Source organism: Pseudomonas sp. WP18, from assembly GCF_036689585.1.
In the GTDB taxonomy this organism is placed as follows: domain Bacteria; phylum Pseudomonadota; class Gammaproteobacteria; order Pseudomonadales; family Pseudomonadaceae; genus Aquipseudomonas; species Aquipseudomonas chlororaphis_E.
In genome coordinates this window covers 6,285,647-6,306,733 of sequence record NZ_CP144758.1, presented here as the reverse complement: position 1 = coordinate 6,306,733, position 21,087 = coordinate 6,285,647, and the positions used below count along the sequence as shown (strand labels likewise).

The following is a 21,087-nucleotide window of genomic DNA, read 5'->3' as shown; positions in this document are numbered from 1 at the left end:
TATGACTTCGCTTGTGCAACAGACCATTGCCCGGGAACTGGGCATCGATCGCCAACTCAAACCAGGCGGTGAAGCCGCCGAGATCGCCCGTCGCGTCGCGTTCATCCAGCAGGTTCTGCGCGAGTCGGGTTGTACGTCCCTGGTGCTGGGCATCAGCGGCGGCGTCGATTCGCTCACGGCCGGGTTGCTGTGCCAGAGGGCGGTCAAGCAACTGCGGGATGAAAACCACGAGGCGCGTTTCATTGCCGTCCGGTTGCCCTACAAGGCCCAGGCCGACGAACAGGATGCCCAGGCAGCCCTGGATTTCATTCAGCCGGACGTGATCACCACGTGCAACATCGCCGCATGCGTGGACGGGCTAATGGCCGATATCGTCCTCGACGGCTTGCAGCCTTCGGCAGCGCTCACCGACTTCGCCAAGGGCAACGCCAAGGCCCGGGCCCGGATGCTGGCGCAATACGCCATCGCCAACCTGAGCCAGGGATTGGTGGTGGGCACCGATCATGGCGCGGAGGCGGTGATGGGCTTTTTCACCAAGTTTGGCGACGGTGCGTGTGACCTGGCGCCGTTGTCCGGGCTGACGAAGACCCAGGTCCGCGGGTTGGCCGACGCCCTGGGCGCCCCGGCGCACCTGGTGCACAAGGCGCCGACCGCGGACCTGGAGGACCTGGCCCCTGGCAAGCTGGATGAAGACGCCTATGGCTGCCGCTACGAGGAAATCGATGCGTACCTGATGGGCGAAGAGGTCTCGCCCGAGGCGCAACGGATCATCGAGGGCGCCTACGCCAGGACGGCGCACAAGCGAGCGCTGCCCCGGGTCCCGGCCGTGCCGATTGACGGCGAGGCCGCCTGAACAGTGTTTAATGGGACACGGATCTCGAAGGGAGTGGATGAATGACCCAGGCAACCAGCATCAAGGACCGTGTGCGGATCAAGCACGTCGAAGTCCTCTCGGACAACTGGTACGTACTGCGCAAGACCACCTACGACTACCTCGGTCGTGACGGTCGATGGCAGGAACTGACGCGCGAGACCTACGACCGGGGCAACGGCGCCACCATCCTGTTGTACAGCAAGGCCAAGCAGACCGTGGTCCTGACCCGGCAATTCCGCTTTCCGGCCTTCGTCAACGGGCACGATGACCTGCTGATCGAAACCTGCGCCGGGCTGCTCGACAACGACGACCCGCACACTTGCATCCGCAAGGAAACCCAAGAGGAAACCGGCTACGTCATCCAGGACGTGCGCAAGGTGTTCGAAGCCTTCATGAGCCCGGGCTCGGTGACGGAACGGCTGCACTTTTTCGTCGGCGAGTATTTCGACGAAGACAAGCAGCATGAAGGCGGTGGGCTGGAGGAGGAGGGCGAGGAGATCGAGGTGCTGGAGATGTCCCTCGACCAGGCCCTGGGCATGGTCGAGGCGGGGGAGATCTGCGACGCCAAGACCATCATGCTGTTGCAGTACGCGAAGCTGCACCGCTTGCTGGATTAGCCTGGGGCATCCCCACACCGAGTGGCATTGGGCGATTTCGATCACGCGCAGCCTGTTTCAAAGGCTGCGCGTTTTTTGTTCAGCTGGATTGGACTTCGCCGTCGTCCTGCCCATCGTCCAGGTACTCGTCCAGATATTCCGGTTGCTCCGGCTGGCCTGGCAGTTCGGTCACGACGCTGAAGTCGCTGATCTCGATGGCGCCCACCCCATGTCCGAGCAGGTGGAAGGAAAAGGCCTTGCGCTGTTGCGGGTTGTCAAAACTGATGTCCATCACCAGCGGCTGCTCGGGGGTTACCGCCACCTCGGTCGGCAGGTCCATGGCGACGTCCTGTTCGAACTCCTTGGCCTTCAGGGAAATATAGGCGGCGTGGTCGGCCTCCAGGGCGCGGATGGTCAGGCTGACGCGGGTCTGCGAGCCCTTGGGCATCTCCAGGTACTGGGCCCCGATCAGGTTGTCGGTCCAGTCGTTGGAGACCTGAGCCGGCAGCGGGATCTTTTCTGCGCTGCCAAATTGATAACGCTGGTTGAGAGGCGTGGGCAGCAGGGTCTGGCCCAGGGCGGTGGCCTGGGCGCTGATCAGCCGTGCGCGCTGGCCGCTGTATTGCCCACTGTAGACAGCCCGGTCGGCGATAAAGCCGGGGCTGGCGTAGGACCGGCAACGCTGCAGGAAATCGCACTCGGTGAACGTGCCGTTGCCGTCGTGATGGCGCAGCTTGCCGTTGGTGAACGACATGATCTCCCGGCCCGTCGTGTAATCCCTGAGCATCGAGCGTCCGGACAACGCCGTGGGCACCGCGAAGCCGAAGTAGTCGAGGATCGAGGCGCTCAGGTCCACGTGGCCATAGACCCCTGATTTGATCCTGGGCAATGGTTCCGGCGCCAGCATCAGGTTGAAACCCCAGGATGACGCCAGGCGCACATCGTCGATGCCATGGGATTCGTCCGAAGTGATCACCACCAAGGTGTTGTCCAGGATGCCCTGGCGCTCAAGGCCAGCCAGGAAACTGTCCAAGGCGTCGTCCAGGTAACCGACCGCCGCCTGCTTGGCAGAGTCGTAGCGTTTCAGGTAGTCATCGGGTGCGGAGTAGGGCTGGTGCGTGCCGACGGTCAGCAAGGTGAGCATCCACGGCCGGTCCGCCTGTTGCAATTGCCCGACGTAGTCCAGCGCGCCCTCGAAGAAGGTCTTGTCGTCCTTGCCCCAGGGGAATTCCAGGTAGGCGGGCTGGGTGAACCACTCCACGCCCAGTGCCGTGTCGAAGCCGATGTGCGGCATGATCCGGTCCTTGGCCATGAACCGTAGCCCGGCGGCTTGCAGGAAGTGGGTGGAGAAACCGTTCTGGCGCAATTGGGCCGGCAGGCAGGCTTGGTTGCGCTGAGTCTGGTTGAGCATTTCGACGCCCTTGGGCGTGCCGTCGTCGAGTTTGTCGTAGTCGCCGCACAACATGGCGTACAGGCCTCGGATGGTCTGGTGGCTATGCAGGACGTAATCGGGGGTGTTCATGCCGCGCTCGGCCCAGGCGCTCAGGTGCGGCATCAGGTCTTCTTGATAGGTGCTGTTCAACGCCTGGCGATTGGCACGCACGTAGGCCCCGGGGATGCCTTCCAGGGCGATGACCAGGACGTTGCGCGCGCGGCCCGGTTCGGCCAGCAAGCGTTGCCCGTCCAGGTCCAGGCGGGTGAGTCCGTCCATGGGCGGCACCGGGTCCGGGGCGCTGCCTTCGAGCCATTGCTGGGCGCCCTCCTGACCCTCGGCGAGGGCGGCGGTAGCCAATTGATGGGGCAGGTTGAACAGGTTCCACTGGTCCGCCTCGCTGGGCCGCCAGGATTGCACCGCACCGTGGATCAGCAGCACCAGCAGCGGCGCTACCCAGGCATGGCGCGGCAAGCGTGGGGCCGGTCGCGCCCGATCGAGCCATTGCACCAGCAGCCAGAACCCCAGTGCCGCGCACTGGAACGTGGCCAGCCAGGGGTGGGCGAAGCCGCCACTGGTAGAGTTCTCAACGAATTGCGGATCGATCAGGTAATGCACGTCCGAAGGGTTGGGCATCCGCCCGACGGCGCTGACCAGTTCGATGCTGGCCAGGGTCAACGCGCTCCAGGCCAGTAGCACGGGCAATGCCAGCCACCAGGGGCGACGGTAGAGCAGCGCGACCAGCAATCCGCCGACGCCCAGGTCCGAGAGATAGCCCAGCGGGTCGGACCAGCCCAGCGCCAGGCGCAGGCCCATCGGGGTCAACAGCACGCAGCCGATCAAGGCAAGAAGGGGCGTGTAGGAAGGGTTTAAACGGGGGTAAAAAATTTTCACAAGCAGGCCTTCGGTCGAAGCTAATCCATGAAACAGCAGACAAACCCTATGGAACGGGCGTGGTCGCGAAGACGGTGAATCAGCCGCTGATTTTCATGTTGATCCGCCGCCATCGAGAGCAGGTTCGCTCCCACAGGGTTTTCCTTCGTCATCAAATTGTCACACGGCGCGATGGTACCAAGCATGCCTGCCAACGACCGGTTCAATGTCCCAGTGTCCGGCGGCGCTACGCTGTGGTTCACTGGCCCAGGCCTCTACACTGGCTGCGTAGCGCTGTTTCAGGATGTCTGGAAAACTTGTATCAGGATTTCTCATCGGGGGACTGGATGGACAGGTTTCAGGAAATGCAGGTGTTTGTCGCCGTGGCGCTGGAGTCGGGGTTTTCGGCGGCCTCACGGCGTCTTGGCCTGTCGGCGGCCAGTGTCACGCGGGCGGTGGCGGCCTTGGAGCAGCGCATCGGTACGCCCCTGTTGGTGCGCACCACGCGCAATGTCTACTTGAGCGAAGCGGGCCAGCGCTTTCTGGAAGATTGTCGGCGGATCCTGAACGATCTCCAGGAAGCCGAGGATTCGGCGGCGGGAAGCCATGTCCAGCCTCGTGGGCAACTGGCGATTACCGCGCCGGTGTTGTTCGGCCAGTCCTTCGTCACGCCGTTGCTGGTTGACTACCTGCTGCAGTTTCCCGAGGTCAGCATCAACGCCTTGCTGCTCGATCGCAACGTCAACATGGTCGAGGAGGGCATCGACGTGGCGGTACGCATCGGCGAGTTGCCGGACAGCAGCCAGCATGCCGTGCGCGTGGGCGAGGTGCGGCGGGTGGTGTGCGGTTCGCCGGGATTTTTCGCCCGCCATGGCCGGCCCCGGCATCCCGGCGAGCTGGAGCAGATGCCGGTGGTGTTGTCATCGGCCATCAACCAGAACCGAAGCTGGACCTTCGCCGAGGGCGAACAGCCGCTGGTCGTTCGGCTCGCGCCGCGATTGGCGGTGACGGCCAACCAGGCCGCGATCAACGCAGCCCGCCAGGGCCTGGGGATGACGCGGGTGCTGTCTTACCAGGTGGCCGATCCTGTGGCCACCGGTGAGCTGGAGATTGTCTTGGCTGATTTCGAACTGCCGCCGCTGCCGATCCATGTGGTGTATCAGGGTGGGCGCAATGCACCGGCGCGGGTGCGCAGTTTTGTCGACTTTACCGTCAATGCATTGCGCCACGTCCCGGCCTTGAGGGGCTGAGGCATTATTTCCTCCGTTGAAATAATGGATTGCGTTTGCGGGTGATTCTCGAGTTATCGGTTCAAGCGCAGGATGACTCCATCGACGCCGTTCCGGTGATGGCGTCCACCTCAGCGGAGTCGACCATGAAACCCATCAAGCACTACCATTTCCCGCTTTCCGGCCATTCCCATCGCGTTGAACTGATGTTGTCGTTGCTTGAGCTGCCCGTCGAGGTGGTGTTCGTCGATTTGGCCAAGGGTGCCCATAAAAAACCCGAGTTCCTCGCCATCAACGCCTTTGGCCAGGTACCGGTCATCGATGATGACGGTGTAGTGCTGGCAGACTCCAATGCCATCTTGGTGTACCTGGCGCACAAGTATGGCCAGGGGCGCTGGTTGCCAACCGACCCGATTGGCGCCGCACGGGTGCAGCGCTGGCTGTCGGCCGCGGCTGGGCCGATCCATGCCGGGCCTGCCACGGCGCGGCTGATCACGGTGTTCGGCGCGGCCTATAACGCCGAGGACGTGATTGCCCGTTCTCACGCCCTGCTCAAGGTCGTGGATCAGGAACTGAGCCACAGCCCTTATCTGGCGGGAGACACCCCGACCGTCGCCGACATCGCCGGCTACACCTATATCGCCCATGCGCCGGAAGGCAACGTGTCGTTGGAGGACTATGCCAACGTGCGGGCATGGCTGGCGCGGATCGAGGCGTTGCCGGGGTTCGTGGGCATGCCGCGTACGGTGATCGGGCTGCAGAAAACGGCTTGAGCCATCGACCACGACCTTGCGGCCAGGGAGCCGGCTCCCTGGCCATGGTCGTCATGCGTACGAAAGCGCCTTTTCCTCCAGCAACTCTTCATACAGCTCCACCCACTTGCGGCCCATCTCTTCGGCGGTGAACAGCAGTCGGTAGCGGGCTTCGGCCTTGGCGCCCATCGCGTGCGCCTGCGCCGGGTTATCCCAGAGGGTGCGCATCGCTTCGCGGAACGCGTCGGGATCGCTCGGGGGCACCACCAGGCCGGTTTCGTTGTGGATGTTGATGTAGCTGGTGCCGGTGCCGATTTCGCTGGAGATCATCGGCTTGCCGAACATCGCGCCTTCGAGCAGGGAGATACCGAAGGCTTCGGAGCGCAGGTGCGAGGGAAACACGATGGCGTAGCTCAGTTCCAGCAGCGCGACTTTATCTTCATCCCCCAGGCGCCCGAGAAAGTGCAGGTTGCGCAAGCCCAATGCCGCGGCTTGGGCGTGCAGCGCTTTTTCCAGCGGGCCCGCGCCCATGATGACCACGGGATAATCCGCGCCCTTGAGGGCGTCGAGCAGGATGTGCAGGCCCTTGTAGTAGCGCATCACCCCAACGAACAGAAAGAAGCGCTCGCCCAGCCTGGCCTTCCAGCCCGCCATGCGCTCGGCGTCAGGCTGTGGATAACTGCTCTTGTTCAGGCCGTAGGTGATGAGCCGGGTTTTGTCTGGGTAGTCCTTGAGCACATCGCTGGTGTGCACGTAATTGGGCGATGCGGCGACGATGCGATCGGCGCCGTCCAAAAAGCGTCGCATCAACGGTTTGTAGAGCTTGAGCAGGTTGCGCTGGCGAACGATGTCGGAGTGATAGGTGACCACATAGGGCTTTTTCACGGCGCTGAAAAAATGCACCAAGTCCATGAACGGCCAGGGGAAGTGGTAGTTGATCACGTCCGCTTCGGCGGCGAGCTCGCGAAACTTCTTGAAGACACTGTAGGAAAAACCGGTGGAAGCCAGTTGGAAATCCATCCTGGCTTGATGAACATCATGTTGTCGGATCCGGATAGGGTCGGCAGCGGGCTCCCTGCTCAGCGACAGTACGGTGTTATTGACGCCCAGCCGGTCGGTGCTGTCGCACAGTTGGAAAATGACCTGTTCGATGCCGCCCATGGAGTCGGGCAGATAGGTTTTGTAAAAGTGCAGGACTCGCATTCAACCTCCCAAGACCTGGCGATACGCGCCCGCGGTCACCTTGGCGCAGCGCTCCCAGGAAAACAGCGCCGCTTGTTGCAATCCCGCTTCCCGACAGGCCTGCCAGTGCAGCCGATCTTCCATTAACCGTAGCATGGCTTCGCGCAGGCCCTGGTGGTCGTGCGGCTCGCAGTAGCTGCCGGCCGGCCCGGCCACCTCGGGCATCGCCGAGCAGCGGGTGGTAATCACCGGTGTTCCACTGGCCATCGCTTCGAGCACCGGCAAGCCAAAGCCCTCGTAGAGCGAAGGGAAGATCAGTGCGCGTGCGCCGGCCAAGAGTTGGGCGACCTGCTCGTCCGGCAGGTACCCGGTCAGACAAACATGCCCGTCAGCCAGGGCTTTTCGCAACTCTTCATTGAACTGCCCTTGTTGCCATCCGCCCATTCCTACAATGAGTAAAGGAAAGGCCTGACGGATGGACTCGGGCAGCCCGGCATGGGCGCGAAGGGCCAATGACAGATTCTTGCGTGGCTCCAGGGTGCCGACACACAGGAAATAACGCCCCGCCTCCACGCCATGGGCCTTGAGCACCGCGTCGATCGCTTCCGGTTCGCGCGGGTGGAAACGGGCCGCCACCCCCAGCGGCGCAACCCTCAGGCGCTCGGCTGGCAGGCCGAAATGCTGCTGGGCCTCATCGGCGATGAACTGCGAGTCGGTCATGATCAGTTGCGCCTGCTCCACCGCCCTGCTGAGCCGTCGCTCGATTTCCTTCAAGCGGGCCGCCGGTTGCGTCTCGGGGTAGCGCAGGTGCGTGAGGTCATGAAGGGTGATCATCGTCGGCCCTTCGAAGGCCAGCGGCCAGAGGCTGGGTTCGTGGTACAGGTCGATAGCCTTGGAACGGCCTTGATCGAAGCGTTTCTGTTCCAGCCAGCGCCGCGCCTGATAGGCGCCCGGAACCCGTCGCAGCAATGGGCTCAGCTTTGAATAACCAGGCTTGGCTGCTTGCGGCAACTGCCGGCTCCAGCCCCAGCCGTGGAACAGCGACAGTTGCACGTCCGGTTCCCGGGCCAGGGCGGTGGCCAGCTCTGCCACGTATTGGCCGATGCCGGTGCGCGGCGCCTGGAGAATCCGGGCGTTGAGGGCTATCCGCATGCTGTTTCCCGGTCGACGACCCTTTGCCCCACATGGTGTTCGATCCGCTCCACCAGTTGTGCACTGGCCTGGCGCCAATTCAGCCATTGCCATTGATCCAGGTTGCGCTTGGCCGGGAATACCCCGGTGTGTTCCATGTCGAGAACCAGGTTCGCCAGGCTCTGGGGGTCGTCGAGGTCGAAGTAGGTCATGAAATCACCGCCGATTTCCCGGAACACTTCGATATCGCTGCCCATTGCCGGCAAGCCGCGTTGCATGGCCTCCACCAACGGCAGGCCGAAGCCTTCCACGTAGGATGGGAATACCAGGGCGGTGGAGTGTTGATAGGCGTGCTCCAGGCTTCGATCCGCCAGGTTGTTGAACATGAACAGGCGGCTGTCGAGTTGTGGATGACGCTTGATACGTTCGATCAGGGCTTCGCATTTCCAGCCGACCTTCCCGACGATGCATAACCTTGCCCGTGAACCGGCAGCCCAGGCCCGCTCGAAGGCATCGAGCAGATACGCATGGTTTTTGCGCGGTTCGATGGTGCTGACCATCAGGAACACCGGCTCGGGCTGCTGGAACAGACGCGACAGGTTTGGGTCAACGGTTTGCGAGGTGTCGGCCAAGTCCAGTTCGCTGCCCAGATGGAAATAGTCGAACCAGCGTTCGCGCACCTGTTGCTCGCCGAGGCGTCGGACCATTTCCTGGCGAAGCTGGTCACGGATGGTGAGCGAAATGGCGATGTAGCCGTCGGCGGTACGGGCAATCCAGTCGAACCAGTGGTTGAACACCTTGACCAGCCCGGCGTCGCAGAATTGCGGATGGGTCAGGGGAATCAGGTCGTAGATCACCGAGATGATTCCGACGCCGTCACGCTTGAGTTGTTCGGCCAGGGGAAAGAAGCCCGAGTGCCAGGAAGAATCGAGCAACACCAGTTGATCGCCGGCCCTATGTGCCAGCGGTACGCTGCGTTCCGGGCCTGGCTTGCGCTTGAGCAGGCGATCGAGGATTCGAATGGGGATGCTCAGGCAGCCCAGGGCAAACAGTCGGCAGGCAATGTACAGAAAGCGGCGCGCCCAGATCGACTGGCTGAAAGGCCGCTGCTGTTCCAGAGACCTGTGCCTGACCCAGAACAGATTGGCGAACTGCAGCAGCCGTACGCGCAGCCTGGCCAGGTCCAGCCCACTTGTGGGCAAGGGCGCCAGGCTTTTCACTTCGTACAGCTTGCCCTGCAGCATCACTACCGGAATGCATTCGCGTTCCCGGTCCTTGGCCGGCAATTGGCGAATAACGTTGCGCACCACTCGCTGGATGCCCGAGTTGTCATTCGGGTGGTCGTATACGTAGGTGCAATCGACCAGCAGGCGGGTCATGGCAACTCCTTTTGCGCCAGTGCTTCGACGGCCGTCTGGCTCGAACGCTGGATGCTGGTCCGGGCCTGGAGCCAGGAACAGCCGACGAAGTCTTCCTGGCGGTTATTGATCACGTGGAACACCAAGCCGTAGTCGCGCCATTCGAAATTGCGGTCCAGGTGCGAATCCAGCCGCGACAGGCTCAGGGCAACGGAGTAGTTGCCCTTGCCCAGGCGCATGTCGAAACTGAAGCGGAAGGTGATCTGTTCACCGGCCTTGAGGTCGGTCACCGCCTTGTCCTGGCGGTGGGTGTTGATGCCGTACATGGGTTGGCCAAGGCGGTCCTTGATCAGGAAACCCAGCACCAGGCGCTCGATGTCCTGGCGGATCTCGACCCGGACCTGCAGCACCATCGGCTGGCCGATCTCGGCCACTTCCACCGACTGGCCCTGGCTGTTGAGCAGTTGCACATCGAGGATGCCTGCCTCGCCGGTGCCGGAAATGGTCCGCACCTGGCCGTTGGCGAGCATTTCCTGGCGCACCACCTGGCCTTCGCGCTGGGCCAGCATGGCGTTGTAGTAGTCCATCACTTCTTCGGGCTTGCCGTGCATGGCCATGCGCCCGTGTTCGAGCAGGATGGCGGTGTCGCAGATCGACTGGATCGCCGAACGGTCATGGGACACGATCAGCAGCGTGGTGCCGGCCTTGCGGAAGTTGCGGATGCGCTCGAAGCTTTTGTGCTGGAAGTAGGCATCGCCCACCGACAGCGCCTCGTCGACGATCAGGATGTCCGGGCGCCGGGCTGTCGCGACGCTGAAGGCCAGGCGCATCTGCATGCCGCTGGAATAGGTACGTACCGGTTGGTCGATGGCCTCGCCGATTTCGGCGAACCCTTCGATCTCGGGCATCAGTGCCTGGATCTCCTCGACCTGCATGCCCAGCAACTGGCCGGCCATGAATGCGTTCTGGCGGCCGGTGAAATCCGGGTGGAAACCCATGCCCAGTTCCAGCAACGCGGCGACGCGGCCTCGCAATTGGATCTGGCCGCAGGTGGGCTGGGTGGTGCCGGTGATCATCTTCAGCAACGTGCTTTTACCGGCCCCGTTGACCCCGACGATACCGACGGCTTCACCGGGCTGGATCTCGAAATCCACCCCTTGCAGGATCCAGTGCAACTGATGGCGCTGGCGGGAAAAGGGGATCAACCATTCGAACAGCCGGCTCCAGCGATTCGGGTACTGCTTGTAGGCCTTGCCCAGGCCACTGACACGTAGATGTCCCATCAGAGTTCGTCCACCATTTCACCGCTGCGCGTGCGAAACAGGCGTAGGCCGGTGATGCACAGCAGCAGGCCCACGACCAGCAACGGCAACAGCGAGCCCCAGTCCGGCCACTGGTTGTAGAGGAACAGGTTCTGGTAGCTCTGCATCAGGGCGGTCATGGGGTTGAGGGCCAGCCATGGCTGGACCGAAGGGGGGAGGATCGTGATCGGGTAAACGATCGGCGTGAGCCAGAACCAGAATTGCAGGCAGATACCGAACAACTGGCCGACATCACGGAAAAACACGTTGAGAATCCCCAGAAGCATGCCCAGCCCCGCGGCGAACATGATTTGCAGGGCCAGCAGCGGGACCAGCGCCAGCAAGCTCAGGCCTGGCCAGCGCCCGGTGATCAGCAGGAAGCCGAGGAACAGCCCGAGGATGATCGCGAAGTTGATCCCGGCGTTGAGCAGCACGATCACCGGCAGGCAGATCCTGGGGAAGCTGATTTTTTTCAGCAGGTTGGCGTTTTCCAGGAACATGCCCTGGCTGCGGGTGGTGATCTCGGCGAAAAAACCCCAAGTCAGCAACCCGGCGCAAAGGTAGACGCTGTAGGCCATGCCATCTTCCACACCCGGCAGGCGAGCCCGCATGATGTGGGAAAAAATCACCGTGTACACCAGGATCATCGACAGCGGATTGAGCACCGTCCACAGCGCGCCGAACAACGAGTTGCGATAGCGCGCCTGGAACTCGCGCTTGACGCTGCCCAGGACGAAGCCGCGATAGCTCCACAGGGTGCGTTGCAGGGTCAATAACATCAGCCGGCCCTGCCGTAGTGATCCTCGAAGCGAACGATGTCGTCCTCCCCCAGGTATTCGCCGCTCTGCACTTCGATGATGACCAGGTCGATGACGCCGGGGTTTTCCAGGCGATGCTTGTGGCCGGCGGGGATGAAGGTCGACTCGTTCTTGGCCACCAGGTGCGAACCCGAGCCGTTGTTGGTGACCTTGGCCATGCCTTCGACCACCACCCAGTGTTCGTTGCGATGGTGGTGCATCTGCAGCGAGAGCGAGGCGCCCGGCTTGACCACGATGCGCTTGATCTTGAAGCGCGGGCCCTCTTCGAGCACGGTGTAGCTGCCCCAGGGGCGGCTGACCGTACGGTGCAGGCGATAGGCTTCGTGCGCCTTGTCCTTGAGCTGCCGGGCCACGCGACGAACCTCCTGGGCGCGGTCGGCATGGGCCACCAGCACGGCGTCGGCGGTGTCGATGATGATCAGGTCTTCCACGCCCAGGGCCGCCACCAGGCGCCCATCGCTCTGGACGAAGTTGCGCTGGCTGTCCATGAACAAGGCCTCGCCCGTGGTGCGGTTGCCTTGCGCATCGGCCGGCACCAGGCCGGCGACGGCGGTCCAGGAGCCGATATCGCTCCAGTCGAAGGCCGCCGGGATCACCACCACGTTGGCCGAGCGTTCCATGAGGGCGTAGTCGATGGAGATGTCCGGCATGTCGGCGAAATGTTCGGCGGACAACTCCTGCTGCACGCAACCTGCCGTCTCCACGGCCGTGCTCGCGGCGATGCAGGCGCGGGCCTTCTCCAGCAGTTCGGGGGCGTGGGTGTGCAACTCCGCCAGCAGGGTCTTGGCTGAAAAGCAGAACATGCCCGAGTTCCACAGGAAGCGGCCGCTCTCCAGGTAGTGGGTGGCGGTCTGCAAGTCGGGCTTCTCGACGAAGCGCACGACTTTGGCCGCGCCCCGAGTGTCCAGCGGCTTGCCTCGTTCGATGTAGCCGAAGCCGGTTTCCGGTGTCGTCGGCAATACGCCGAAGGTCACCAGGTGGCCGCGCTTGGCCAGCTCTACGGCGTGGTCCACGGATGCCTTGAAGGCGGCTTCATCCTGGATCAGGTGGTCGGCGGGCATCACCACCAGGATCGTATCGTCGCCGTGCAGGGCCTGCACGGCGAGGGTGGCGGCGGCAATCGCGGGTGCGGTGTTGCGACCCGTCGGTTCCAGGACGAAGTGCCCGCGATGGCGCTCCAGGTGGGCGTTCTGATAATGGTCGCGGCTCTGGAAGTAATACTCGCGATTGGTGACGGTGACGATATCGCCCCGGCCGTCGAACAACCCTGCGGCGCGTCGGTAGGTCTTGCCCAGCAACGACTGGCCGTCGGGCAAGACCATGAAGGGTTTCGGATGGCCCTCGCGGGACACCGGCCACAATCTCGTCCCGGCACCGCCGGAGAGAATCACGGGAATGAGCATGGCCTACTCCTTGGCGACGCGTTTCATGTCCGCATCCATCATCATGCGGATCAGGGTGTCGAGGTCGGTCCTGGGCTTCCAGCCCAGCACTCTCTGGGCCTTGGCCGGGTTGCCGAGCAACACCTCGACCTCGGCCGGGCGGAAAAACGCCGGGTCGATCTTCACGAAGTCCCGGTAGTCCAGGTCGACGTGTTCGAAGGCGATCCTGCACATTTCCCGCACGGTGGTGGTCACGCCGGTGGCCACCACGTAATCGTCGGGCTTGTCCTGTTGCAGCATCAGCCACATGGCCTCGACGTAATCGCCGGCGAAACCCCAGTCACGCTTGGCGTCGATATTGCCCAGGCGCAACTCCTGCTGCTTGCCCTGCTTGATGCGAGCCGCGGCATCGGTGACCTTGCGGGTCACGAATTCGATACCGCGCAAGGGTGATTCATGGTTGAAGAGGATGCCGCTGCTGGCGTGCAGGCCGAAGCTTTCACGGTAGTTGACGGTGATCCAGTGGCCGTACAGCTTCGCCACGCCATAGGGGCTGCGCGGGTAGAACGGCGTGTGTTCGTCCTGTTGTTCGGCCTGGATCAGGCCGAACATTTCACTGGTGGACGCCTGGTAGAAACGGGTATGGGGGCTGAATTGGCGAATGGCTTCGAGCAGGTGGGTCACCCCCAGCCCGTCGACGATCCCGGTGGTCACCGGCTGGTCCCAGGAGGCGGCGACGAAGCTTTGCGCGGCGAGATTGTAGACTTCGTCCGGCGCTGACTTGATCACGGCCCGCTGTACCGAGCAGGCATCGGCCATGTCGCCGTCCAGGTAGACGATGTCCTGTTCGATACCGGTCTCGCGCAGTCGCCAGCGTGAATCGCTGCTTCGCCGCGCCACCAGGCCATGGACCCGGTAACCCTTGTCGAGCAGCAGCTTGGCCAGATACGCGCCATCCTGGCCGGTGATCCCTGTGATCAATGCACTTTTCATTCTTCTCGTACCCGTATCTCCCAGTCGGACAGGATCGCCCGCAAGGATTGTTGTGTTGTTGTTTCAGGTATCCATCCCGTGGCCTGCTGCAGCTTGGCGGGGCTGCCACAGACGCGACGTTGCTCTGCACGGCGCAGGCGCGCAGGGTCCTGGATCAGTTGCACATCGACCTGGGCGATGTCGGCCAATTGCTCGATGAGGCTGCGAATGCTCTGCTCGCGCCCCGAGCAGATGTTGTAGACCTGCCCCGGCACGCCGCTGTCGAGCAAGGCCAGGTAGGCCGAGATCACGTCGCCGACGTCGAGGAAGTCGCGGGTCACGTCGATGTCGCCCACTTGCAACCGGGCCGGTTGCAGGCCCTGCTTGATCCGGCTGATCTGGCGGGCGGCGCTGGCAATGACGAAGCTGTCCTTCTGGCCGGTTCCAATGTGGTTGAACGGGCGGGCCACCAGCACCGGCCAGCCCTCGCTCATGCCCCATTGCAGGCTCAACAGCTCGGCTGACAGTTTGCTCACGGCATAAGGGTTGCGCGGGGCGGCGGGTTGCGACTCGGTGATGGGCAACTGGCTCTCGCTGACCTGGCCATAGACGTCACCGGAGCTGACGTACAGGAACGTTCCGCTGAACCCCCGGGCCTTGAGCGCCTGGAGAAGATTCAACGTGCCCAGCAGGTTGATCTGCAGGGTACGTGCCGGGTCACGGAAGGCTTCGGGGACGAATGTCTGCCCCGCCAGGTGGATCACCGCGTCGGGTATTTCGGGCCAGAGGGCTTCCAGGGTCTTGCTGTCGGTCAGGTCGTAGCGGGCGGCGGCGGGCATGACGTGCCAGGCCGAATCGGGAGCATCCAGACGTGATTTGATATGACGTCCTACGAAACCACTGAGGCCCGTGACGAACAGACGTTTTTTCAAGCACCAACCCCCTTTGAAGAATGCCTCGTGCCTGGCTGAGTCGAGTAGGAAATCTCCGTAAGATCGGGGAAATATCCCTCAACAATCGGCCAAGAGAAGCGTTTGTTGTAGTTGTTTGGTTGCCAATCTGTGCCAATTTCGCGGCAATTTCAATAACGCAAACCGTGACCGGTCAGTTCTCATATTTATAGCGGGTTTATTCGCGCCGGGCGGTTCACGAACCCTTGGCGGATGTGTTTAGAATGCCCCTCGACACCCTCTTCGGTGCTGATTCGCAGATCGAACGGCAGGGCGAGGATCACTAAAAACAAGAACGAGACGGGTAGCGAGGGTCACGACGAATGCGGCATGCACCGCTTCGCTCTTTGGCTCGACCGTCATGAAAAGAGGTGGCCAGGAAGGCGACCTCCCTTTGGGGTGCCATGAACTTCATTCTTTACTCGGACGTAAACGACCACTCCATCAGCCAGAGCCTGGGCCGCCCCGAGTACAGTTACTACTTCGTGCTCAAGGCCTATCGTCCCGTGCTTGAAAGCCTGGGTACGGTGCACGTGGTGGCATCGGTCGCCGAGGTCGATCCGCTCTACCTGGCATTGCAGGAAGCCGGGCAGGATTGCCTGTTCCTTTCGTTTTCACCGCCCCACAAGGCCCCGGTCGACCTGCTGTGCCCGATGGTCTGTGTCGTCGCCTGGGAGTTCGATTCGATCCCGGCCGAGCACTGGGATGACGACCCTCGGCATGACTGGAGCCGCACGCTGGCGCGCCATGGTCGGGTGATCACCCTGTCCAGCCACACGGCCGCGGCGATTCGCCGGACCTTGGGCGAGGACTTTCCGGTGCTGGTCCTGCCGACGCCGCTGTGGGAGCGTTTCGCGGCGGTGCGCGAGCGGTACCCGAGTACGCCAGTGAACCCGGGCGCCACCTTGCAGATCAAGGGCTGCATCATCGACAGCCAGGTCCTCGGGCTGTCGGCCGATGGCTTGATCGCGCCGATCAACGAAGGCCAAGCGCCGCTGCCCGAGCCGCCCGTGGAGGCGCCGGTGGTGGAACCTGCGATTGAGTCACCGCCCCTGACGTGGCGCCGCCGCGCGTTCATCTCCCGCCATTACCTGCGCGAAGTGTTCCGTGTCTTCACCACGAAGTCCGAACAAGGGCCGGTGTGGCGGCTCAAGCACAACCTGCTTTGCTGGTATCGCGAAGCGGCCCGTGACCTTGTGCCGGTGCCGGTCCGCATGTCGGCCAGCCGGATTCTCAGGGGGCCATCTGCGCCTGTGGTCATCGAGCCAGTGCCTGAGCCGTCGCCACCGGAACCGGTACACCCCCAGGCCCTGCTGCCGGACACCCGCCAGACCGTGGAGACCCACGTCAGCGGCGTGGTGTATGTCAGCGTGTTCAACCCTGATGACGGGCGCAAGAACTGGCACCACCTGATCACCGCCTTCTGCTGGGCCCTGCGTGACGCCGAGGACGCCACGCTGGTGCTGAAGATGACCCAGAACGACCTGTCGACCTACTACGTCGAGTTGCTGACGTTGCTGTCCCAGTTGTCGCCGTTCAAGTGTCGGGTGGTCGTGATGCACGGTTACCTGGAAGACGAGCAGTTCGCCCGCCTGTATGGCGCGGCCAGCTTCTACGTCAATGCGTCGCGCTGCGAAGGCTTGTGCCTGCCGCTGATGGAGTTCATGTCCTGTGGGCGTCCGGCCATTGCGCCGGACCACACGGCGATGCGCGACTACATCGACACCGAGGTGGCCTTTGTGGTCGAGTCCAGCCGCGAACCCACCATCTGGCCGGAAGATTCGCGCATCTTGTATCGCACCTTGCGCCATCGGCCCGACTGGGGCTCGTTGAAACTTGCCTACCAGCAGAGCCATGCCATGGCGCGGAGTCAGCCGCAGGCCTATCAGGCCATGGCCGCTGCCGCCAACGAACGGATGCGCCGCTATTGCGGCTTCGCCCCGGTGCGACAACGCCTGGCGGATTTCCTGGTGGTCGATGACGACGCCAGCCTGCCGCTCGCGGTGCAGGCGGGGAGTGCGTCATGCTGATCATCATTTATTCGGAAACCAACCAGAGCAACATCCTGGAGAACCTCGGCAAGCCCGAGTACAGCTATTACTTCGTGCTCAAGGAGTTCCGCCCGGTGCTGGAGCGGCTGGGGCGGGTGATCGAGGTGACCCGCCCGGACGAGGAAGTCGACTCGCTGTATGCCGATTGCCTGGCGCGCGGCGAAGACTGCGTGTTCCTGTCGTTTTCACCGCCCCACCGCACCGCGGCCCATTATGCCTGCCCGACGGTGCCGGTGTTTGCCTGGGAATTCAGCACCATCCCCACCGAGAGCTGGCAGGGTGAGCCACGGCACGATTGGCGCGTGGTGCTAGGGGCGACCGGCATGGCGATCACCCATTCCAGTTTCACCGTCAACGCGGTGCGCGAGGTGATGGGGGCCGATTACCCGATCGTCGCTATCGCGGCGCCGGTATGGGACCGCTTCGCCGCGCGCGGTGCGCTGCTGGCCCAGCGACCGACGGTCGAGCACATGCGCCTGCAACTGCGGGGCTTGCTGATCGACAGCCGGACCACCGACCTGCGCCCCTATGGCCCGCCGGCCCACCAGGCCGGTACCCCGTTGGTGCTGGACGGCCCGCCCCAGGACTGCGAGTTGTTGCTGGACGGGGTGATCTACACCTCGGTGTTCAATCCCTACGACGGGCGCAAGAACTGGAAGGACATGATCAGCGCGTTCTGCACCACGTTCCGCGAGGTGCCCGACGCGACCCTGGTGCTCAAACTGACCCACCACGATGTCACCGCGGCACTTGTCGACATGCTGCACCACGTCTACAAGAACCAGTCCTACCGCTGCCGCATCGTGCTGATTCACGGCTACCTGGCGGACGCGGACTACGAGCGGCTGGTGGAAGCCACCCGGTATGTGGTCAACAGTTCCTACGGGGAAGGGCAATGCTTGCCCTTGATGGAGTTCATGTCTTGCGGTCGTCCTGCGATCGCGCCGCTGAACACGGCGATGGCCGATTACATCGATCACGACAATGCCTTCGTGGTGAAGTCGACCGAAGAACTCACCGCCTGGCCCCACGATCCACGTGCGGCCTATCGGACCCTGCGCTATGTCACCGATTGGGACTCGTTGTGCTCGGCCTTTCGCGCCAGCTATGACGTGGCTCGCAATGACCCCGAGCGCTATCGCCGGATGTCGGCCCACGCCGTGCGCAGCCTGGAGACGTTCTGCAGCCAGGCCAACGCCGAACAGCGCCTGGCGGCTTTCTTCCAGCAGGTCGGGCAGCGTCGTCGGAGCGCGCCGCAGCCATGATCCAGCGCCTGCTTGCCTGGCTCAGGCCGCCGGTCGAACCTGCGCCGCCACCCGCTGCCGCCGTTTCGCCCCGTGATGTCGGCCTCTATGACGCGATGCTCGATGGCTGGTTTCGCCCTGAAACCGGCGAATTGCTCAAGGGTTTCGCGATTGGGGCGGGCGACACCTTGCTGGATGTGGGCTGCGGCGAAGGCGTGGCAACGCTGTTCGCGATGCGCCAGGGCGCGTCGGTGATCTTCACCGACAGCGAGCAGGACAAGGTGCGTGAGTTGGCGCGGCAGGTCGAAGCACAAGCGACTGCGCCCTTCCTGGGGCTGGTCAGCAACAGCTTGCCGTTGCCCCTGGCCGACGGGTGTGCGAACAAGGTCGTCTGCATGGAAGTGCTCGAACACATCGACCAGCCTGAGCCGTTCATGGCGGAGTTGGTGCGCATGGGCCGGCCGGGTGCGCAGTACCTGCTCAGCGTACCGGCGCCGGTGGGCGAGCATTTGCAGCGAGGTATCGCGCCGGCAAGCTATTTCCAGGCGCCCAACCATGTCCAGGTGTTCACTGCCGAGCGTTTTGCCGCCTTGGTGGAAGACGCTGGCCTGGTGATTGAGCACCGCCAGGCCAGCGGTTTTTTCTGGGTCATGGGCATGATTTTCTTCTGGGCCAGCGAACAGGCGGCCGGTCGTCACCTCGAGGGGGCCGTGCGCGACCGAATCCAGGCCCCGTACCCGCCGCTGATGGAGCGTTGGGCGGGCGTCTGGCAAGACTTGCTGACGCAACCCGATGGCCTGGCGATCAAGCAGGTGCTGGACCGCTTCATGCCCAAGAGCCAGGTCATCATCGCCCGCAAGCCTGATCTTTTGCCCGGGAGTGCCACATGAGCAGCAAGCGAATCATGGACATCGAGTTGCTGCGCGCCGTCGCGGTGATGGGCGTGCTGTTCCATCACCTGCAAGGCATGCCATTCCCCGGCGGCTGGCCACGCCTGGCAGCCCTGGCCGACAGTTTCCAGCTGTGGTGGGGGGTGGACCTGTTCTTTGCGATATCGGGATTTGTCATCGGGCGTAGCCTGATCCCCCAATTGCGCCGCTGCGACGGGCCCCGGCAATTCTGGCCCACCACCCGCGACTTCTGGCTTCGCCGGGCCTTTCGCCTGTTGCCGTCAGCCTGGCTCTGGCTGCTGCTGATTCTCTTCGCGACGTTTTTCCTGAACCGTTCCGGTGCCTTCGGCAGCGTGCAAGCCAACCTGCAAGCGACCCTGGCCGGCTTTCTGCAGTTTGCCAACCTGCGCTTCGCCGACGCGTTCATGCGTTACGAATACGGGGCGAGTTTCGTGTACTGGACCCTCTCGCTGGAAGAGCAGTTCTATCTGGTCCTGCCGCTGCTGGTGTTCGTCTCGCGCCGTTACCTGGTCTGGGTGTTGCTGGCGGTGGTGGTGGTGCAGTTCTTCACCTGGCGTGCGCTGTGGCTGTCGGTGATCCGTACCGATGCCCTGGCCCTTGGCGTGCTGTTGTCGATCTGGAGCCTGCAACCGAGCTATTGGCGCTTGGAGCCTAAAGGGTTGCGCTGGCCCGGGCTGGGTGTGTTGCTGATCGTGGGCCTGGGCGGCGTGATGGCCTGGGTCGCGACCGAACACTTCAATTTGTCGTTCTACCGGCTGGGGGTCATTGCGCTGTGCAGTGCGGTGCTGGTCTGGGTGGCCTCCTACGACCGGGATTACCTGCTACCGCGCAGCCGGCTGAAAACCGCGCTGACTTGGGTGGGCAGCCGCTCCTATGGGATCTACCTGATCCATATCCCGGTGTTCTTCCTGCTGCGCGAGCTGTGGTTTCGCTTGGCCCCGTTGGGCTCGCCGGACCCGGCCAGCCATCCGTGGCTGGCCCTGGCGTGCGCCTTGCTGCTGATCGGACTGCTGAGCGAACTCAACTACCGACTGGTGGAAATGCCGATGCGCAAGCGCGGTGTCCGCCTGGTTGAACGCCTGTCCACCGCCCGAACCGTCCTTCCTGTTCCTGGAGCCCCGTCATGCTGAGCCTTTTGAAGAAACTCACCACGGGCACCCCTGCGCCCGCAGCGCCCGTGGCCGCCAAGGCCGACAAGGTCGACCCGTACATGCTCGGGCTGCACGATGCGATGCTCAGTGGCTGGTTCAACCAGCAGACGGGGGAGTTGTTCAGCGGCTTCCCGGTGACCGCACAAGACACATTGCTGGATGTCGGCTGTGGCGATGGCGGCAACGTGCATTTCTGCGCGATGCGTGGGGCGAAGATCATCATCGCTGACATCGATGCCGCCAAGGTCGAGGCTACCCGCCAGCGCCTGAGCGACACCCCCGCGCGCGGTATCGAGTGCCACGTGACCGACTGCAACCCCTTGCCCATCGCCGACGCCACGGCCACCCGGGTGGTTTCCACCGAGGTCATCGAGCATGTCGACGACCCGGCGCAGTTTCTCGCCGAACTGGTGCGGGTCGGCCAGCCCGGCGCGCTGTACCTGCTGAGCGTGCCGCACCCCAGCTCCGAAGAGTTGCAGAAAGACATCGCCGCGCCGGAGTACTTCCAGAAGCCCAACCACATTCGCATCATCAGCGAAGAGCAGTTCAAGGCGATGGTCAGCGAGGCCGGGCTGGAGGTGTTGAGCCACAGCCAGTACGGTTTCTATTGGTCTTTGTGGATGCTGTTGTTCTGGGAGGCCAAGGTCGACTTCAGCAACGCCGACCACCCCTTGCTCAACCACTGGGCCGACACCTGGCAGGCTGTGCTCAATTCCCCTCGGGGCGCGCAGATCAAGCAAGCACTGGATGCGGTAGTGGCCAAGAGTCAGGTGATCATTGCGCGCAAGCCTGGCGTGCTGCCATAGGCCTTGGCGAAACCGGTTTGCCGCGGGTCCGGGTGGCGTTAATCTGCCGACCTTTTGCTGGGGTGGTGAGGTTC

General features: G+C 63.2%; 18 protein-coding genes. 9 read left to right on the top strand and 9 right to left on the bottom strand.

Translation table 11 applies throughout. The annotated features are described in order from the left end of the window. Position 1: 1 nt before the first annotated feature. Positions 2 to 853, top strand: coding sequence for an ammonia-dependent NAD(+) synthetase (nadE, locus tag V5F23_RS28195; protein WP_047739384.1), 852 nt, complete (start codon positions 2 to 4; stop codon positions 851 to 853). 41 nt (positions 854 to 894) lie between these two features. Beyond that, positions 895 to 1,491 (top strand): GDP-mannose pyrophosphatase NudK, encoded by a 597-nt coding sequence (nudK, locus tag V5F23_RS28190; protein WP_047739385.1) that lies wholly within the window; start codon positions 895 to 897, stop codon positions 1,489 to 1,491. 79 nt (positions 1,492 to 1,570) lie between these two features. On the opposite strand, the gene V5F23_RS28185 is transcribed toward nudK, so the two are convergent. Next, the gene (locus V5F23_RS28185) at positions 1,571 to 3,718 is read right to left on the bottom strand and encodes a sulfatase-like hydrolase/transferase (protein ID WP_338498995.1); all 2,148 of its coding nucleotides are present in this window, start codon (positions 3,716 to 3,718) and stop codon (positions 1,571 to 1,573) included. A gap of 404 nt (positions 3,719 to 4,122) precedes the next feature. Here V5F23_RS28185 and V5F23_RS28180 point away from each other — a divergent pair, with 404 nt between their 5' ends. Further along, positions 4,123 to 5,025 (top strand): LysR family transcriptional regulator, encoded by a 903-nt coding sequence (locus V5F23_RS28180; protein ID WP_212803193.1) that lies wholly within the window; start codon positions 4,123 to 4,125, stop codon positions 5,023 to 5,025. A 125-nt stretch (positions 5,026 to 5,150) separates the two neighbouring features. Beyond that, complete coding sequence (locus V5F23_RS28175) at positions 5,151 to 5,777, top strand: glutathione S-transferase (RefSeq protein WP_042731404.1); 627 nt, start codon at positions 5,151 to 5,153, stop codon at positions 5,775 to 5,777. Between the two features lie 51 nt (positions 5,778 to 5,828). Here the strand turns inward: V5F23_RS28175 and V5F23_RS28170 are convergent, their stop codons facing one another. From V5F23_RS28170 to V5F23_RS28135, 8 genes are read right to left on the bottom strand one after another with little or no spacing between them, the layout of a single operon-like run. Next, the gene (locus V5F23_RS28170; RefSeq protein ID WP_042731402.1) at positions 5,829 to 6,959 is read right to left on the bottom strand and encodes a glycosyltransferase family 4 protein; all 1,131 of its coding nucleotides are present in this window, start codon (positions 6,957 to 6,959) and stop codon (positions 5,829 to 5,831) included. Continuing rightward, the gene (locus V5F23_RS28165) at positions 6,960 to 8,090 is read right to left on the bottom strand and encodes a glycosyltransferase family 1 protein (protein WP_042731401.1); all 1,131 of its coding nucleotides are present in this window, start codon (positions 8,088 to 8,090) and stop codon (positions 6,960 to 6,962) included. After that, on the bottom strand, positions 8,081 to 9,448 hold the full coding sequence (locus tag V5F23_RS28160) for a glycosyltransferase family 1 protein (RefSeq protein WP_042731400.1): 1,368 nt from the start codon (positions 9,446 to 9,448) through the stop codon (positions 8,081 to 8,083). The genes V5F23_RS28165 and V5F23_RS28160 overlap by 10 nt, the downstream gene beginning before the upstream one ends. Then, positions 9,445 to 10,710: an ABC transporter ATP-binding protein gene (locus tag V5F23_RS28155; RefSeq protein WP_042731399.1), complete on the bottom strand. Its 1,266-nt coding sequence runs from the start codon at positions 10,708 to 10,710 to the stop codon at positions 9,445 to 9,447. Before V5F23_RS28155 ends, V5F23_RS28160 begins: the two co-directional genes overlap by 4 nt. Then, entirely contained in the window at positions 10,710 to 11,507 is a 798-nt protein-coding gene (locus tag V5F23_RS28150) for an ABC transporter permease (RefSeq protein ID WP_042731398.1), read from the bottom strand. The genes V5F23_RS28155 and V5F23_RS28150 overlap by 1 nt, the downstream gene beginning before the upstream one ends. Beyond that, the gene (locus tag V5F23_RS28145) at positions 11,507 to 12,949 is read right to left on the bottom strand and encodes a mannose-1-phosphate guanylyltransferase/mannose-6-phosphate isomerase (protein ID WP_042731397.1); all 1,443 of its coding nucleotides are present in this window, start codon (positions 12,947 to 12,949) and stop codon (positions 11,507 to 11,509) included. Before V5F23_RS28145 ends, V5F23_RS28150 begins: the two co-directional genes overlap by 1 nt. 3 nt (positions 12,950 to 12,952) lie before the next feature. Continuing rightward, positions 12,953 to 13,921, bottom strand: coding sequence for a GDP-mannose 4,6-dehydratase (gene gmd / locus V5F23_RS28140; protein ID WP_042731396.1), 969 nt, complete (start codon positions 13,919 to 13,921; stop codon positions 12,953 to 12,955). After that, positions 13,918 to 14,832, bottom strand: a complete 915-nt coding sequence (locus V5F23_RS28135; protein WP_042731395.1) for a GDP-mannose 4,6-dehydratase — start codon at positions 14,830 to 14,832, stop codon at positions 13,918 to 13,920. Before V5F23_RS28135 ends, gmd begins: the two co-directional genes overlap by 4 nt. A gap of 422 nt (positions 14,833 to 15,254) precedes the next feature. On the opposite strand from V5F23_RS28135, the gene V5F23_RS28130 reads away from it, so the two are divergent. From V5F23_RS28130 to V5F23_RS28110, 5 genes are read left to right on the top strand one after another with little or no spacing between them, the layout of a single operon-like run. Beyond that, a complete protein-coding gene (locus V5F23_RS28130; protein ID WP_338497155.1) occupies positions 15,255 to 16,880 on the top strand; it encodes a glycosyltransferase in 1,626 nt (541 codons plus the stop codon). Then, complete coding sequence (locus tag V5F23_RS28125) at positions 16,874 to 18,166, top strand: glycosyltransferase (protein WP_042732885.1); 1,293 nt, start codon at positions 16,874 to 16,876, stop codon at positions 18,164 to 18,166. The genes V5F23_RS28130 and V5F23_RS28125 overlap by 7 nt, the downstream gene beginning before the upstream one ends. Then, complete coding sequence (locus tag V5F23_RS28120) at positions 18,163 to 19,035, top strand: class I SAM-dependent methyltransferase (RefSeq protein WP_338497152.1); 873 nt, start codon at positions 18,163 to 18,165, stop codon at positions 19,033 to 19,035. The genes V5F23_RS28125 and V5F23_RS28120 overlap by 4 nt, the downstream gene beginning before the upstream one ends. Next, positions 19,032 to 20,186, top strand: a complete 1,155-nt coding sequence (locus V5F23_RS28115) for an acyltransferase (RefSeq protein ID WP_338497149.1) — start codon at positions 19,032 to 19,034, stop codon at positions 20,184 to 20,186. Before V5F23_RS28120 ends, V5F23_RS28115 begins: the two co-directional genes overlap by 4 nt. Continuing rightward, positions 20,180 to 21,013, top strand: a complete 834-nt coding sequence (locus V5F23_RS28110; protein WP_042729911.1) for a class I SAM-dependent methyltransferase — start codon at positions 20,180 to 20,182, stop codon at positions 21,011 to 21,013. Before V5F23_RS28115 ends, V5F23_RS28110 begins: the two co-directional genes overlap by 7 nt. Positions 21,014 to 21,087: the final 74 nt, after the last annotated feature.